The 18821-nt window shown below is 63.8% G+C and carries 2 protein-coding genes (1 of these 2 running past the window's edge); both read right to left on the bottom strand.

Annotated elements, in window-relative coordinates; genetic code table 11:
* Positions 1 to 18696, bottom strand: the 5' portion of a protein-coding gene (locus tag HU715_RS07150; RefSeq protein ID WP_186710152.1) for a non-ribosomal peptide synthase/polyketide synthase. 10425 nt of this gene lie to the left of the window's left edge; the window shows 18696 of its 29121 coding nt (coding positions 1-18696); it begins with the start codon at positions 18694 to 18696; its stop codon lies off the left edge, out of view.
* Positions 18693 to 18821 (bottom strand): hypothetical protein, encoded by a 129-nt coding sequence (locus HU715_RS27445; protein WP_264083856.1) that lies wholly within the window; start codon positions 18819 to 18821, stop codon positions 18693 to 18695. The genes HU715_RS07150 and HU715_RS27445 overlap by 4 nt, the downstream gene beginning before the upstream one ends.

Here is an 18821-nt window from a genome sequence, read left to right as displayed (position 1 = left end):
ATAACCTTTTGCGATGCCATCGCCACCGATGTACAACTCGCCCGCCACGCCGATGGGCACTGGCTGCTGGTATGCATCCAATATGTAGACCCGGGTGTTGCCGAGCGGCCGACCGATCGGGATGCTGCCCGCGCCCACGGTCTTGATTTCGTGGGTGGTGGAGAACGTCGTGGCTTCCGTCGGGCCGTAGCCATTGAGCAGATGAGCCGGCGCACCTTCTTTCAGGACATGATCGATGACCGTCGGGTCGAGTACATCGCCACCTACGATCAGATAGCGCAATTCCCGGAAAACATCCGTCAGTGCCGAAGCGTATTGATGGAACAGACCGGCCGTCATCCACAACACGCTGACCGACTGCTCGGCCAATAGCGCGGCAAAACGTTCCTGGGACAGCAACACGTCCTGCTCGACCACCACCACGCAACCGCCGTTGAGCAACGGCGCCCAGACGTCCAGGGTACTGGCGTCGAAGGCCGGGTTGGAGGCGAAGGCGACCCGGTCCCGGGCGTTGAAATCGGCATAGCCGTTGTTGATCACCAACCGATTGATCGCCCGGTGTGGCACCAGCACGCCTTTCGGCGTGCCGGTGGAGCCTGAGGTGTACATGATGTAGGCCGGCATTTCGCTCGACTGTGGCAGTTGCGGGTCATGGGCTGGCAGGCTGTCGAGGGCGACCCTGTCCAAGTCCACACGCCGAGTGCCAGGCTCCAGCGTTTTGCCACTGACGGTCAGTACCACGCCCGCGCCGCTGTCGCGCACCATAAACTGCTGACGTTCCGTTGGCGCGTTGGTGTCCAGTGGCACATAGACCGCCGCGCACTTGAGGACAGCCAACTGGCTGACCAGCAGGTCAAGCGAACGCTCCAACAGGATCGCCACGTGCTGGCCCGGTTGTACGCCCAGTTCGATCAAATGATGAGCCAGGCGGTTCGCCCTGGCATTGAGTTCGCGGTAAGTCAGGCCTTGCGCGCCCTGTACCGCGGCCGTGGCATCTGGACGGGCGAGGACCTGCGCCTGGAACACGGCGTGAACGGTGCTATCGCGCGGATAGTCGCAAGTGGTCATGTTGAAGCCTGTCAGCAGTTGCTGGCGCTCGGCTGACGACAATATAGCCAGACTGTACAGTGGTGATGCGTAGCTGGATTCCAATGCCGTGGCAAGGCTTTGCAGCGCGGCATTCATGTAGCCGCAGACCCGCCCGGCGCCAACGCCGGCGACGGCAAGAACGGTCAGGGCGAAATCTTCACCCAAATCGTCTACCGACAGCGTCAGCGGGTAATTGGTGCGCTCTTCGCTGCCCAGGGTCGCGATGCCCTGCCAAGCCGACAGGGCATCTTCCGACCCGGGCTGTTCGCTGGAGTGACGGTAGTTCAACAAGGCACTGAACAAGGGTGTGGGTGCACTGACCGCGCTGCAGCGCTGGGCCAATGCCAACGAGGCATGCTCATGCCCCAGCAATGCGGTCAATCGCCCGTGGACCGCCTTCAAGCCGGCCTTGACGTCCCGGTCATCGACAGCGACGCGCAGCGGCAAGGTGTTGATGAACATGCCCAATGCATGGTCGGCACCTTCGCCGCCCTGCATCCGGCCCATCAGCACCGTACCGAACACCACATCGTTCTTACCCGAGACACGCCCCAACACCTGAGCCCAAGCCAAATGGTGCAAGCTGGCAGCACCCACGCCCGACTGACGCGCCAGGCGACGCAGGCGACGGCTCAGACCGCTGTCGAGGACCAGCCTGGCTTCCTCGATATCAGAGCCATCACCCTGGACATCCTGCAAGCCGAACGGCAGCGTCGGCTCGTCGATGTCACCGAGCATTTCGCGGAAAAACGCCTCGTGCTCTTCACGGCTGACGCCCAGGCAGGCTTGGGCCACATAGTTGCGATACGGCACCGCCTCGCCCAACTGATCGGCCTGGCCCAGCAGGTGCGCCTGCATTTCGTTTCGCACCACTTCCAGCGCCGTGTGATCGAGGGCCATGTGGTGAAACAGCAACATCGCGACCCAGCGCTGGTTGGGTTTGTCCTCTGCAAATGCCAGACGGATCAGCGGCGCCTGGGTAATGTCCAGGGCATAGCGCCTGGCGTCAAAACGGCTATGTAGCTGCTGAATGATATCCCCGGCTTGCGGATCCAGGACGAGCTCCTCCAGCCCCAGCCGGGCTTCACGCCAGACCACTTGCAGAGGCGCGTCGAGGCCTTTCCACAGCATGGCGGTACGCAGGATGTCATGGCGGTCGATGACACCTTGCAGGGCCTGGACGAAATCGTCGAGACGCTGCCTGCCCTGCAAGGCAAACCGAGCCTGCAACACATAGGGATCGCCCTGTTCGGCTGAAAGGTGGTGATAGAGGATGCCTTCCTGCGACGGTGCCAGCGGATAGATATCCTGCACATTGCGCACACCACCCGGTACCGTCGACACGATGCGGTCGATGGTTTCCTGGTCAAGGATAACCAGTGGCAGCATGTCGGGAGTGATCCACGCGCAGTCGCGCGGGATCCGGTTGGCCGGCACGACGACTTCGCGCCCCCTGCCCACTGCTGCGGCCAACGCCGCGAGGGTGGGTTGGCCGAATAGTACGCGCACGTCGGCGCTCTGACCGGCCTGGCGCATCCGCTCGATCAGGCTGACCGCCAGTAGGGAATGCCCGCCCAGTTCGAAGAAATGGTCGTGGCGACCGACTTGCTCCAGGCCCAGCAGGTCCTGCCAGATTTGCGCCAGGACGGTTTCGGTGTCGCCTTGTGGGGCTTCGTAGCCTCTGGAGATGACGGCATCGAGGTCCGGTGCCGGCAGGGCCTTGCGGTCGAGTTTGCCGTTCGGTGTCAGGGGCAGTGCATCCAGGCGCACGTAGGCGGCGGGCACCATATACGCTGGCAACTGCGCTTGCAGGTGCGTGCGCAGGGCTTCGATGTCGACTGGTGAATTCTGGGTGAAATAGGCCACCAGGCGTTTGTCGCCCGGCACGTCTTCACGGGCCAGGACTACGGTTTCTTTCAGCGCTTCGTGGCGGGCAAGCTTGGCTTCGATCTCACCCAGTTCGATGCGGAAACCACGGATCTTGACTTGGTCGTCGTTGCGGCCCAGGTATTCGATGTTGCCGTCCGGCAGGTAGCGGCCCAGGTCGCCGGTGCGATACATGCGGGCGTTTGGAGCCGTGCTGAACGGGTCTTTCAGGAAACGCTCGGCCGTGAGGTCGTCACGATTGAGATAACCACGAGCGACCCCAGCGCCACCGATATAGATTTCCCCCGGTACGCCCAATGGCACCGGTTGTTTATGTTCATCCAGCAGATAGAACTGCGTATTCGCCACCGGTTTGCCGATGTGGGCGGCAAAGCCGTCTTCGCGGGCCATCGACACCCAACTCGAATACGTCGTGGTCTCCGACGGGCCGTAGAGGTTGCACAGGCGCTTGACCTGGGTCTGTTCGAACAAGGCTTCCACCAGGCTGCGCTTCAAGGCTTCACCAGCGACGTTGACCGTGTCGACGCCCTCGCCTACACCACCGGACTCCAGCAACGCCTTGAGCGCTGACGGCACGGTGTTGATCAGGGTGATGTCGTGTTCGCCCTGTTGCAGTTCCAGCACATTAGTGACCACGTCGATGCTGCCGCCGGAGGTCAGCGGCGCGAAGCATTCGTAGACCGCCAAGTCGAAGTTCAGCGAGGTGGAGAACAGGGTTTTCGACAACGTAGCGTCATCGAAGGAACGATGCGCCCAGGTCAAGAAATTCACCGTGTTGCGGTGCTCGATCATCACGCCTTTAGGCAGGCCGGTCGAACCCGAGGTGTAGATCACGTAAGCCAGGTGCGAGGAGGTCAGCTCGGCGATCTCGGGATTCCGGACGGATTCGTCCTGCCACAAACCGCTGTCGAGATTGATCACGGCCATCGAGGCATCGCTCAACAGCCCAACCGTAGCGTCCTGCGCCAACACCGCTGCTGGCGCGCTGTCTTCCAACATGTAGGCAATCCGATCCAGCGGGTACGCCGGATCCAGCGGCACATAACCACCACCGGCCTTGAGGATCGCCAACAGCCCCACGACCATGTCGATACCGCGCTCGACGCAGATCGCCACCCGCGAGTCCGGCTCTACGCCCTGCTCGCGCAGGTAATGGGCCAGGCGGTTAGCCCGCTCGTTCAACTCGCGATAAGTCAGGCGCTGCTCGCCGCGAATCACCGCCACCGCATCCGGCGTACGCTGCACCTGCGCCTCGAACAACCCATGAATCGTCTGTTCCAGCGGGTAATCCGACTGCGTGGCGTTGAACGCCACCAGTAGTTGCTCATACTCCGAAGCGGGCAGGATCGACAGCCGATGCAGCGGCGCCTCCGGCGTCTGCTCCAACATCTGGATCAGCCCCTCCAGCGTTCGCTGCACGTAACCACAAAGGCGCTGGGCGCCGATCCGCGCCGGGGTCATGACGGTGAAGCTGAATGCTTCGCCCAGGTCATCCACCGACAATGTCAACGGGTAGTTGGTCCGCTCTTCGCCACCGAGCACCTGGATACCGTTCCAGGCCGACAATGCCTCGGTCGAGGTCGTCGAGCCAATGTGGCGATAGTTGAGCAAGGCACTGAACAACGGCGTCGGCGCCTCCACGCCACTGCAGCGTTGCGCCAGCACCAACGAGGCGTGCTCGTGGCCCAGCAACTCAGTCAGCCGTGCATGGGTTGCTTTCACAGCGGCATGAACACTGGTTTGTCCCAGGCTCACTCGCAACGGCAAGGTATTGATGAACATCCCCAGCGCACGGTCGGCCCCCTCGCCGCCCTGCATCCGGCCCATGAGCACCGTGCCGAACACCACGTCTTCGCGACCGGCTACCTGACCCAGCACCTGCGCCCAGACCAGATGGTACAGGCTCGCCGCGCTCACACCGAGTTGACGCGCCTGGGCCCGCAACCGGCGACTCAGGTCCACCTCGACGTCCTGGCGGACCTCCTCGATGCCGCTACCATCGCCTTGCACATCCTGCAAGCCGAACGGCAGCGTCGGCTCGTCAATGTCGCCGAGCATGTCGCGGAAAAACTGTTCGTGGGCCTCACGACTCACCCCCAACCGGGCCTGGGCCACGTAGTTGCGGTACGGCACCGAGGCCGGCAAGCGTTGCGCCTGACCGAGCATGTGCGCCTCGATTTCGGCCGACAGCACCGCCAGCGACGTGGCATCGTCCACCAGGTGGTGGAACAGCAGGATGCCCACCCAGCGCTGGTTCACCGTGTCTTGCGTATAAGCGACCCGCATCAACGGTGCCTGACGGATGTCCAGGCGATAGTGCCGGGGGTCGAAACGCTCATGCAGTTGCGTGGCGATATCGCCGGCCACCGGGTCCAGCGTCACCGCCTCGACTGCCAGCCGGGCTTCACGCCAGACCACCTGCACGGGTTCGGCCAGGCCTTCCCAGAGCACGCCCGTGCGCAGAATATCGTGACGGGCGACGACAGCCTGCAACGCCTGGGTGAAATCGTCCAGACGGCTGAAGCTGTCGAAGGCGAACATCACATATTGCAGGTAGGGGTCGCCCTGGGCAGCGGCGAGGTGGTGGTACAAAATCCCTTCTTGAAGAGGCGCCAGGGCGTAGATGTCCTGAACGTTCGCCGCGCCACCGGGCACTGTCGCGACAATGTGCTCAATCTCATCCTGAGACAGCTCGGCCAGCGGCAACATGCCCGGGGTAATCCGTGTGCAGCCATCCGGGATGCCATTGGCCGGTACCACGACTTCGGTGTGCCCGCCGACCGAAGCAGCCAGCGCGGCCAGCGTTGGCTGACTGAACAGCACCCGCACGTCAGCACTCAAGCCAGCGTGGCGCATGCGCTCGATCATTTTTACGGCCAACAGCGAGTGGCCGCCCAGCTCGAAAAAGTTGTCGTGACGACCGATTCGTTCCAGGTCCAGCAGGTCTTGCCAGATCGCGGCGATGACGGTCTCGGCCTCGCCTTGCGGGGCTTCGTATTCGCGAGTCGCCACCGACGACTGATCCGGTGCCGGCAGCGCCTTGCGGTCGAGCTTGCCGTTGGTGGTCAGCGGGAAGGAGGCCAATGTCACGAAGGCGCTCGGTACCATGTATTCCGCGAGCGAACCCAACAATTCGGTGCGCAGCTTGGCGGCCGACAGTTGCACGTCTTCGTTGGCAATCACGTAAGCGACCAGACGCTTGTCGCCCGGCTCGTCTTCACGGGCAATCAACACCGCCTCGCTGACCCCCTCGCAAGCCGCCAACGCCGCTTCGATCTCGCCCAACTCGATACGGAAACCACGGATCTTCACCTGGTCGTCATTACGGCCCAGGTATTCGATGCTGCCGTCCGCCAGCCAGCGCCCCAGGTCACCGGTCTTGTACATCCGGGCGTTCGGCTCGGGGCTGAACGGGTTGGCGAGGAAACGCTCGGCGGTCAGTTCGTCACGGTTCAAGTAGCCACGACTGACACCCGCACCGCCCACATACATTTCGCCGACCACGCCCACCGGTACCGGCTCGCGCTGGGCGTCGAGCACGTACAGTTGCAGGTCGGGAATACGCTTGCCGATCGGGCTGACACCGACCAACTGCGCGTCGGCCGCTTCGAGCGGACGGTACGTCACGTGCACCGTCGTTTCGGTGATGCCGTACATATTGACCAGTTGCGTCCGGGCATTGCCCTCGCGGGCATACCACGGCTTGAGGATGCCGGTATCCAGGGCTTCGCCACCGAAGATCACCTGGCGCAGGCTGTGCTGCAGGTCGCTTTCACCCTGGGCCGCGATCAACTGGCGGAAGGCACTCGGCGTCTGGTTGAGAACGGTCACCCCCGCTTCGCACAACAAGGCATAGCAGTCTTGCGGTGAACGGCTGACCAGTTGCGGCACCACCAGCAAGCGGCCGCCATGGGTCAATGCGCCCCAGATTTCCCAGACCGAGAAATCGAAGGCGAAGGAATGGAACAGCGCCCACACATCCTGCGGGCCAAACTCGAACCATGGCTGGGTCGCGGAAAACAGCCGTGCGACGTTGCGGTGCTCGACCATCACGCCCTTGGGTAATCCGGTGGAGCCGGAGGTGTAGATCACGTAGGCCAGGTGCGACGAAGTCAGGCCTGGTACTTGAGGATTGGCCACGGCCTGGCTGTGTAGCGTCGGGCTGTCGAGGTCGATGACGCGCACCGCCTCCTCGGCCAGCAGGTCCCGGGTTGCGGCGTGTACCACGATTGCCACGGGAGCGCTGTCCTCGAGCATGTAGGCGATGCGTTCGGCCGGATAGGCCGGGGCCAACGGCACATACCCTGCACCGGCCTTGAGGATGCCCAGCAGGCCAACGATCATGTCCAGGCCACGTTCGACGCAAATCGCCACCCGGTCATCCGGGCGAATACCCAGGGACAACAGACGATGGGCGACCTGGTTCGCTCGAGCGTTGAGTTCGCCGTAGGTCAGCGTCCGATCTTCGAATGTCACTGCCACCGCGTCAGGCTGCGCCGAGGCCTTGGCCTCGAACTGCCCATGAATCAAGGCGTCATGGGCATACACCGCCTCCGTCTCATTCCAGCTTTCAAGTAATTGCTTGCGTTCGACCGACGGCATTATTGCCAGGCTGTGCAACGGCGCCTGCGGCGCATGCTCCAACGCATCAACCAGGTTTTCCAACGCCACCTGCAGATAGCCACAGACGCGTTGCGCACCGATCCGGGGCTCGACTTGCGCCGTCAGGCTGAAATCTTCCCCCAGGTCATCGACGCTCATCGTCAGCGGATAATTGGTGCGTTCTTCGCCGCCCAGGGCCTCGATCCCTTGCCAGGCTGACGACGCTTGCAACGCGATGGGCTCGGCGACCGAATGGCGGTAGTTGAGCAACGCACTGAACAGCGGCGTCGGTGCCGTGACGCCACTGCAACGCTGGGCCAACGCCAGGGAGGCGTGTTCATGGCCCAACAGGCCGGTCAGCCGTGCGTGGGTCGCCAGGACACCGTCGCGCACGCTTTGCGCACCGACCTGTACGCCAATCGGCAAGGTGTTGATAAACATCCCCAAGGCCCGGTCGGCGCCTTCGCCGCCCTGCATTCGTCCCATCAGCACCGTGCCAAACACCACCTCGTCGCGCCCCGAAACGCGGCCCAATACCTGGGCCCAGGCCAAGTGATGCAAGGCCGCCGCGCTCACCCCCAGACGGCGGGCCTGGGTGCGCAGGCGTCGGCTCAAATCAGTCGCGAGACCCTGCCGGGCTTCCTCGACAAGGCTGCCATCGCCGCGTACATCCTGCAGGCCGAACGGCAGCGTCGGCTCGTCGATGGCACCGAGCATGTCGCGGAAAAATGCCTCGTGCGCTTCACGGCTCACGCCCAGGCAGGCCTGGGCCACGTAGTTGCGATACGGCACCGCCTCGCCCAACTGGCCGGCCTGGCCCAGCAGGTGCGCCTGCATCTCGTGTCGCACCACGTCCAGCGCCGTATGGTCCAGCGCCATGTGGTGGAACAGCAAGCTCGCCACCCAACGCTGGTTGAGCACATCCTCGGCAAACCGGATGCACATCAACGGCGCCTCACGGATATCCAGGCGATGCTGGCTGGCGTCAAAACGCGCCTTCAATTGACCGGCGATGTCGCCACCCCCGGTACCGAGGAGCACTTGCTCCACGCCCAGCGATGCCTTGCGCCAGACCACCTGCACTGGCGCGTCCAGACCTTCCCAGGCCATGGCGGTGCGCAGGATGTCATGGCGGTCGATCACCCCCTGCAGGGCCTGGGTGAAAGCGTCGAGGCGGTCACGACTGTCAAAGGCAAACTGTGCCTGCAAGACATAGGGATCGCCCTGCCCGGCCGACAGGTGATGGTAGAGAATGCCCTCCTGCAATGGCGCCAACGGATAAATATCCTGCACATTGCGCGCACCACCCGGTACGGCCGCCACGATGCGGTCGATGGCCTCCTGGCTCAACGCGGCCAGCGGCAGCATCGCCGGAGTAATGTGGGTGCAACCCAGTGGAATCAGGTTGGCCGGGACGTCGACTTCATCACCGTCATCACCCACCGCGGCTGCCAGCGCAGCCAGGGTCGGTTGATTGAACAGCACGCGCACGTCGGCGCTCTGACCGGCCTGGCGCATCCGCTCGATCAGGCTGACCGCCAGTAGGGAATGCCCGCCCAGTTCGAAGAAATGGTCGTGGCGACCGACTTGCTCCAGGCCCAGCAGGTCCTGCCAGATTTGCGCCAGGACGGTTTCGGTTTCGCCTTGCGGGGCTTCGTAGCCTCGGGAGATGACGGCATCGAGGTCCGGTGCCGGCAGGACCTTGCGGTCGAGTTTGCCGTTCGGTGTCAGGGGCAGTGCGTCCAGTCGGACGTAGGCCATGGGTACCATGTAGTCAGGCAGTTGTGTTTGCAGGTGAGCGCGCAGGGTTTCGATGTCGACGGTTTCGTCCGGCGAGTGTTGGGTGAAATAGGCCACCAGGCGCTTGTCGCCCGGTATGTCTTCACGAGCCAGGACCACGGCTTCGTTCAAGGCATCGTGTTGAGCGAGCTTGGCTTCGATCTCCCCCAGTTCGATGCGGAAACCACGGATCTTGACCTGATCGTCGTTGCGGCCCAGGTATTCGATGTTGCCGTCCGGCAGGTAGCGGCCCAGGTCGCCGGTGCGATACATGCGAGCGTTTGGAGCCGTGCTGAACGGGTCTTTCAGGAAACGCTCGGCCGTGAGGTCGTCACGATTGAGATAACCGCGCGCGACCCCAGCGCCACCGATGTAGATTTCCCCCAGTACGCCCAATGGCACCGGTTGTTTGTGTTCATCCAGCAGATAGAACTGAGTGTTGGCCACCGGTTTGCCGATGTGCGCGGCAAATCCTTCCTCACGGGCCATCGACACCCAACTCGAATACGTCGTGGTTTCCGACGGGCCGTAGAGGTTGCACAGGCGCTTGACCTGGGTCTGTTCGAACAACGTTTCCACCAGACTGCGCTTCAAGGCTTCACCAGCGACGTTGACCGTGTCGACGCCCTCGCCCAGCCCTCCGGACTCCAACAAGGCCTTGAGGGCAGACGGCACGGTGTTGATCAGGGTGATGTCGTGCTCGCCCTGTTGCAGTTCCAGCACATTAGTGACCACGTCGATGCTGCCGCCGGAGGTCAGCGGCGCGAAGCACTCGTAGACGGCCAAGTCGAAGTTCAGCGAGGTCGAGAACAAGGTTTTCGACAATATCTTTGAGTCGAACGAACGATGGGCCCAGGTCAGGAAGTTCACCGTGTTGCGGTGTTCGATCATCACGCCTTTAGGCAGGCCAGTCGAACCCGAGGTGTAGATGACATAGGCCAGGTGCGAGGACGTCAGCTCAGCGACCTCCGGATTCCGGACGGACTCGTCCTGCCACAGCTCGCTGTCCAAATCGATCACTGGCATCGAAGCACCGGCCAACAACCCGACCGTTGCAGCCTGCGCCAACACCGCCGCCGGCGCACTGTCTTCGAGCATGTAGGCAATCCGATCCAGCGGGTACGCCGGATCCAGCGGCACATAACCGCCACCGGCCTTGAGAATCGCCAGCAACCCAACAACCATGTCGATACCGCGCTCGACACAGATCGCCACCCGCGAGTCCGGCTCTACGCCCTGCTCGCGCAGGTAATGGGCCAGGCGGTTGGCCCGTTCGTTCAACTCGCGGTAGCTCAGGCGCTGCTCGCCACGGATCACCGCGACGGCATCCGGCGTACGCTGCACCTGCGCCTCGAACAACCCATGAATCGTCTGCTTGCGCGGATAGTCAGCCTCGGTGGCGTTGAAATCCCGCAACAACTGCCAACGCTCGTCACCCGGCAGGATATCCAGCCCGTTGACCGGTGACCGAGGCGCGAATTCCAGCGCCTCCACCAGGCTCGCCAGGGCTGTCTCCATGTAGGCGCCGACCTGCCGGGCATCGACGGCGCCAGCGGTCTGCACAGTCAACAAGAAGCCTTCGCCCTGGTCATCGACCGACACCATGCACGGATAATTGGTCCGTTCCATGACCGCCAGCACCTGCGCCCCCGCCCAACGCTCGATGCCGTCGTTGTCCTGAAGCGGGCTGTGGCGGTAGTTCAGCAAGGCGCTGAACAACGGCAACGCAGCCGGCACGCCGCTGCAGCGCTGGGCCAGCGCCAACGAGGCGTGTTCATGACCGAGCAACGCGGTCAGGCGCTCATGGGTCGCCTTGACGCCCGTGCGTACGTCCTCGGCGCCCACTTTCACCCGCAGCGGCAAGGTATTGATGAACATGCCCAGCGCACGATCAGAGCCTTCGCCGCTCTGCATGCGGCCCAACAACACGGTGCCGAAGACCACATCTTCGCGCCCGGACAAGCGTCCAAGGACCCTGGCCCACGCCAGGTGATGCAGGGCCGCCGGGCTCACGCCCAACTGGCGCGCCTGCTGGCGCAGGCGCAGGCTCAATGCGCTATCGAGGTTCAGCTTGGCCTCGTCGACGCCCCGGCCGTCGCCCTGTACTTCACGCAGCCCGAACGGCAACGTCGGCTCCTCGACATCACCGAGCATGTCGCGGAAGAAACCTTCGTGTTGCTCGCGGCTGACGCCCAGCAGGGTCTGCGCCACATAATTGCGGTACGGCATGGCGGCGTCCAGGCGTTCGCCCTCACCGTTGAGGCACGCCAGCATTTCGTCCTGCATCACGTCCAGGGCCGTATGGTCCAGGGCGATGTGGTGGAACAGCAGGATCGCCACCCAGCGCTGCTGGGCACTGTCCCAGGCACACGCCAGGCGCATCAGCGGCGCCTTGCCTAAATCCAGGCGACAATGCCGAGGGTCGAAAAGCGCTTGTAGTTGCGTGGCGATGTCGCCCTGGGCCTGGTCCAACAGCGGTTCTTCGAGCAGCAGCTCGGTACGGCGCAAAACCACTTGCAAGGGCTGGTCGAAGCCTTCCCAAAGCACGGCGGTCCGGAGGATGTCGTGCCGATCGATCACCGCCTGCAACGCCTGGACGAACCCATCGAGCCGGGCACGGCTGTCCAGGGCGAACGTGGCTTGCAGCAAATAGGGGTCGCCCGCTTGCGCAGCAATGTGGTGGTAGAGAATCCCCTCTTGCAGCGGGGCCAGCGGGTAGATGTCCTGTACGTTCGCGACCCCGCCAGGCACCGTGGCGACAATCCGGTCGATGGCGGGCTGGTCCAACGACACCAGCGGCAGCATGGCCGGCGTGATCCGCTGGCAACCGGCGACGATGCCATTGGCCGGCACCACGATGTCAGCGCGACCGCCCACCGCCGCGGCCAGGGCCGCCAGGGTCGGCTGACCGAACAAGACGCGCACATCGGCGCTCAGGCCGGCCTGGCGCATGCCTTCGATCAGCTTCACGGCCAGCAGTGAATGCCCGCCCAGCTCGAAGAAGTGGTCATGCCGGCCCACCCGCTCCACGCCGAGGACCTCGGTCCACAGCCGCGCCAGCACGGTCTCCACCTCACCCAGCGGTGCTTCATAGGCCCGACTGGCAAAGGCATCCGCCTCGGGTGCCGGCAGCGCCCGTCGATCCAGTTTGCCGTTGGGCGACAGGGGCAGTTTTTCCAGGCGCACATAGGCCGCCGGGACCATATAGTCCGGCAACAGTGCTTGCAGATGGGCGCGCAGCGCATCGGCGTCGGGCCAAAGATCCGCGACCGCAGGCGTGAAATACGCCACCAGGCGTTTGTCGCCAGGGCTGTCTTCACGGGCGATGACCGCCGCCTCCTTGATCCCGGCCTGCTGGCAAAGCCTGGCCTCGACTTCTCCCAGCTCGACACGGAAACCGCGGATCTTGATCTGATCGTCGTTGCGCCCCAGGTATTCAATGCAACCGTCGGGCTGGTAGCGTCCCAGGTCACCGGTCTTGTACAGGCGCGCCTGGCCACCCACCGCAAACGGATCGCCGATGAAACGCTCGCCGCTGAGGTCGTCGCGGTTCAGGTAGCCACGGGCAACGCACACGCCGCCGATGTGGATCTCGCCCGCCACGCCGGTCGGAACCGGGCGCAGGTGTTCGTCCAGCAGATAGATGCGCGTGTTCGCCACCGGGTGCCCGACGGCCGGCAGCGTAGGCCAGGCGCCGACATCGTCCGGCAAGGTCAGCGCGGTGGCGACGTGGGACTCGGTCGGCCCGTAGTGGTTGTGCAGGCGGCAGCCATCCAGGCGGACGAAAAACTCACGGATCTGTGGCGTGATGCGCAGTTGCTCGCCCGCGGTGATGACATCCAGCAGTGGACAGGCCAGCGGCCCGCGCTCACCGTCGCCCACCACCGCTTCGGCCAACGCCTGCAAGGCGACGCAGGGCAGGTAGAGGCGCTCGATGCGCTGTTCGCGGATGTGCTGGAACAAACGGTGGAAATTCAGCCGGACATCGGCATGGATCAACGACAATTCGCCACCGGCGCACAGGGTGCTGAACATCTCCTGGAAGGCAACGTCAAAGCCCAGGGCCGCGAACTGCAAGGTGCGGGCGCTCGCGCGTCCCTGCTGCCGGGCCTGTTCGATTTGCCACTGCATCAGGTTGACCAGGGCCCGGTGCGGCATGGCAACGCCCTTGGGCTGACCGGTAGAACCCGAGGTATAAATGACATACGCCAGGTTGTCGGGGCCCAGGCCGCTCACATGCGGATCGGTTTGCGGCTGGGCGCTGATGCCGGCACCATCGCGTTCCTCGGCGTCGAGCAGCAACACCAGCACGCTCGGTTGCGCGAAGCGCGCCTGCAAATCGCGCTGGGTCAGCAGCGCCCGGGGCGCACTGTCCTCCAGCATGTAGGCCAGGCGTTCGCTCGGATAGGCCGGGTCCAGGGGCACATAAGCGGCGCCGGCCTTGAGAATACCCACCAGCCCCGCGACCATTTCCAGGCTGCGGTCCACGCAGATCGCCACGCGATCATCGGCACCGATCCCCTGCTCGATCAGGCGATGGGCAATCTGGTTCGCCAGCCGATTCAGCTCACCGTAGCTCAGGCACGCGTCCTGATAGGTCAGCGCCACAGCATCCGGCCGGGCCTGGACCTGGGCTTCGAACAACTGATGGATCAGCAAACCCGCCGGGTAGGCAGTATCAAAGGCATTGAAGTCCTCGACCAACCGCCGACGCTCGTGAGCGGGGACAATATCCAGGTCATGCAGTGGCGTGTCGACCGTCTGATCGAGGGCATCGGCCAGCGCTTCGAGTACCGTATTCATGTAGGCGCAAATACGCTGCGCGCCGATGCCGGCCACGGCTTGCACCGTCAACCCGAACGACTCGCCCAGATCGTCTATCGACAGCGACAGTGGGTAGTTGGTCCGCTCTTCGCCGCCGAGGATCTCGACCCCGGCCCAGGTTCGCGCCTGACCGGCGTCCTTGGGTGCCTGCGCGGCCACCGCGGTCTGCCGGTAATTGAGCAATGCGCTGAACAGTGGCGTCGGTGCGGCGACCCCGCTGCAACGCTGCGCCAGGGACAATGGCGCATGCTCGTGGCCGAGCAACGCCGCCAGGCGCTCGTGGGTGGTTTTCAGCGCAGCCAGTACCCCCTGCCCCCCGGCCTCGACACGCAACGGCAGCGTGTTCACGAACATGCCCAAGGCATGCCCGTCATCCTGGCCGCTGTGCAGGCGCCCCATCAACACCGTCCCGAACACCACATCCTGTCGACCGGACAAACGCCCCACCACCTGGCCCCAGGCCAAATGGTGCAGGCTCGCCGTGCTAACCCCCAGGCGTCGTGCCTGGGTGCGCAGGCGCTGGGTCAAGTCGGCAGCCAGGGCCAGCGAAGCTTCTTCGATACCGGTGCCGTCGCCCTGCACATCCTGCAAGCCGAACGGCAGCGTCGGCTCGTCCACGTCCCCGAGCATTTCGCTGAAGAACGCTTCATGTTGGCCAGGATCGCTGCCCAAGCGCACCTGCGCCACATAGTTGCGATAAGGCACGGACCTGGGCAGCTCACCCGCACGGTTTTCCAGGTGTGCCTCGATTTCCTTGCCCAGCATGCCCAGGGACGTGGCATCGTCGATCAGATGATGAAACAGCAACACCGCGACCCAACTGCCATTGGCGAGGTCTTCGGCCACGTGGATGCGCATCATCGGCGCCTGGCGCAGGTCGAAGCGGGTATGACGAGGATCGAAGCGGACCCGCAACTGCTCGGCGATGTCGCCATCGGCGGCATTCAAGGCGAGTTCTTCCACCGTCAGCCGGGCCTGGCGCCAGACCACTTGGACCGGCTCGCCCAGGTCTTCCCACATCACCGACGTACGCAGGATGTCGTGCCGTTCGATCACCGCCTGCAAGGCCTGGACGAACGTATCCAACTGCTCGCGACTGCCCACGCGCAACAGTGCTTGCAGCAGATAGGGGTCGCCCTGGGTGGTCGCCAGGTGATGATAAAGAATGCCCTCCTGCAACGGCACCAACGCGTAGATGTCCTGGACGTTGCTCACCCCGCCCGGCACCGCCGCGACAATACGGTCGATCTCGCCCTGGGTCAGCGTTGCCAGTGGCAGCATGTCCGGTGTGATGCGCTGGGCATCGTGGGCAATGGCGTTGTCCGGTACGACGATGCCGCCGCGGGTCCCCGTGACGGCCGCCAGTGTCGCCAGGGTTGGCTGGCCGAACAGCACCCGCACATCGGTGTCCAGATTGACCTGGCGCATGCGCTCGATCAGCTTGACCGCCAGCAGCGAGTGGCCGCCCAGTTCGAAGAAGCGGTCATGGCGCCCCACCTGTTCGACGCCGAGCAGTTCAGTCCAGAGCCCGGCCAGGGCAATTTCCACGTCGCCTACCGGCGCTTCGAAAATGCGATGGACATACGCCTGCGCATCGGGCGCCGGCAGGGCCTTGCGATCGAGCTTGCCGTTGGTGGTCAACGGGAATGCCTCAAGCACCACGAAGGCACTGGGCACCATGTAGTCCGTCAACGAGCCCAGCAGCTGCGAACGCAGTTCGACCGCCGACAGTTGCGCGCCTTCGTTGGCGATCAGATAGGCCACCAGGCGTTGGTCGCCCGGCGTGTCTTCACGAGTGATGACCACCGCTTCGCGTACACCCTCGCATGCCGCCAGCTTCGTCTCGATCTCGCCAAGCTCGATACGGAAGCCACGGATTTTCACCTGTTCGTCGTTGCGGCCCACGTAATGCAGCTCACCGTTCTCCTGCCAGCGACCGAGATCGCCGGTGCGATACATCCGGGCCCCGGCAGTGCTGTCGAACGGATCGGCGATGAAACGGCTGTCATTGAGTTCGGGCCTGTTCAGGTAACCTCGCGCCACCCCCGCGCCAGCGACATACAACTCGCCTTCCACGCCCACCGGCACGGGCTGGCCGTACGGGTCGAGCAGGTACAGGCGCAGATCAGGGATACGCTTGCCGATCGGGCTGCCCCCGCCCCACTGAGAGTCCGCGGCTTCAAGGGGACGATACGTCACGTGCACCGTCGTTTCGGTGATGCCATACATGTTCACCAACTGCGTCCCGGCATTGGTTGCACGGGCATACCACGGCTTGAGAATGCGGGTGTCCAGCGCTTCCCCGCCAAAAATCACCTGGCGCAAGTTGTGGCGCAGGTCGCTTTCGCCCTGGGCCGCGATCAATTGCCGGAAGGCGCTTGGCGTCTGGTTCAGTACCGTCACACCGGCCTCGCACAACAGTGCGTAGCAGTCTTGCGGGGAACGGCTGACCCATTGCGGCACCACCAACAACCGGCCGCCGCGGGTCAACGCCCCCCAGATTTCCCAGACCGAAAAATCGAACGCGAAGGAATGGAACAGCGCCCACACATCCTGCGGGCCAAAATCAAACCAGGGCTGGGTCGCCGAGAACAGCCGCGCGACGTTGCGGTGCTCGACCATCACGCCCTTGGGCAAGCCGGTGGAGCCCGAGGTATAGATCACGTAGGCCAGGTGGTGCGACGTCAGCGCCGCGACGTCGGGGTTATGCAACGATTGCTCGGCGATCCCCGCGCTGGCGGGCTGATCGAGCCATAACACCGGGGCAGACAGCGCCGGCAGTTGCGCCTCCAGCGCCGACTGGGCGAGCAACGCCACCGGGGTGCTGTCCTCGAGCATGAAGGCCAGGCGCTCCGCTGGATAGGCAGGGTCCAGCGGCACGTAACCGGCGCCGGACTTCAGGATCCCCAACAAGCCGACGATCATGTCCAGGCCACGCTCGACACAGATCGCCACCCGGTCATCCGGGCGAACGCCCAGCGCCAGCAGGCGATGGGCAACCTGGTTCGCCCGGGTATTGAGCTCGCCGTAGGTCAATGCCTGGTCTTCATGCACCACCGCCACCGCATCGGGCTGCGCGGTTGCTTGCGCTTCGAACAGGCCGTGGATCGTGCGGTCATGCGCATAGTGCTGCCCATCGTCCGCGTTCCAAGCCTGTAGCTGGCGGGCTTCGGCCGGCGTCGGCAGCACAAACCCGCGGATCGGCAATGCGTCATTGCTCAAGCCTTGCTCCAGCACCTGCATGAAGCGCTCGGCCATTGCCTCGATTTCACCGTCCTGGAAAAATGCCGCGTTGTAGATCCAGTGCAACCAATCGTTATCGTCGTGCGGGTTGCTCCGGATGTGAATGGCCAACGGCATCTGTTCGTGACCGTTCGAGTACTTCACCGAACGGGCCGGGGCTTGCCCGAACATGAATTGGTGGTCGTCCAGTTCATAAGAGAACGATATGTCGAACAACTGCCCGCGGTTACCCTGCAGCAGCTCCAGCGATCGGTTCATGTCGCTCAGGGGGAAGCGCTGGTGGCGATAGTCTTGCTTGAGCGTGCGCGCCACCTCGTGGACCAGCTCGCCGAATGACAGGTCGGCGCCAAAGCGCAACCGCACGGCGCTCACCTGGGTGAACATGCCCATGGTTTTCTTGAAGGACGCGTTGGACCGGTTCAGGATCGGCAAGCCGATCACCAGCTCTTCACGGCCAGTGGTGCGAGCAAAATAAACATACAGCGCAGCCAGCAACACAGCCGAGCGGGACGACTGGTGCAGTTGCGCCAAGGCATCGATTCGCTCGTTCAGCGCCTGGGCGTAGGGCCATACGGCATGGCGACTGGGGGCCATGCGACCAGGGTAGCGATCACGGTGGCGGGCCACGAACAAGGGCGGTGGGACTTCCTGGTATTTTTCCAGCCAGTACGCTCGTTCACGGGCAAACCGTGGAGAGTCGCGATAGCGGGCATCGTCCTCGATGAACGCCACGTAGGACGGCGCCGATACGTCTGGCGCCTGGTTGCTTTCCAGCGCGCTGTAGAGCTCGCCGAGTTCCTTGAACATCAAGCCGATGCTCCAGCCATCCAGGACAATGTGATGCACCTGGATGACGAAATAAAACGAAGCGTCATTGAGCTTGAGCAGCGCCAGGCGCAACAGCGGCCCCCCGTCCAGCGAGAACGCCATCGCCATCCGCTGCTGGACCCAGGCCTGTGCCGATGCCTGCGGGTCGGACTGTTCAGACAAATCATGCACGGGCACCTGCACCGCCAGCGTATCGACCAGCGTCTGCATCGGCACGCCACCTGTGTCAGCTTCACAGAGCAATACCGTGCGCAGGGCATCATGTTTTTGCACCAGCAAGTCGATCGCCTGCTGGAACCGCTCGGGGTCAACCGCGCCCTCGATGTGCAGGTAACCGCCGATGTTGTACAACGGGGAATCGCCCTGGACCATTTGCTCCAGCCAGATGTCTCGCTGGGCGGCCGTCAACGGGTAGGTTTGCGAAAATGACAGGGACTGGTTCATGCCCGCCCCTCCGACACCCGAACGCTGGCCGACAGCAGACGGCCCTGTTGCTGCTCATGGCAGCGCTTGGCCGGACGGCCGGTTGCAACAACGTCACCCACCACACGCGCAAAGATAAATTTCAT

It is taken from the genome of Pseudomonas zanjanensis, from assembly GCF_014268745.2.
Lineage (GTDB): Bacteria > Pseudomonadota > Gammaproteobacteria > Pseudomonadales > Pseudomonadaceae > Aquipseudomonas > Aquipseudomonas zanjanensis.
This window is presented reverse-complemented; position numbering and strand designations above follow the sequence as displayed.

What these genes read in the sequence shown, in the direction of transcription:
- HU715_RS27445 (WP_264083856.1), bottom strand. Translation starts at nt 18,821, where the DNA reads ATGAAATTTATCTTTGCGCGTGTGGTGGGTGACGTTGTTGCAACCGGC.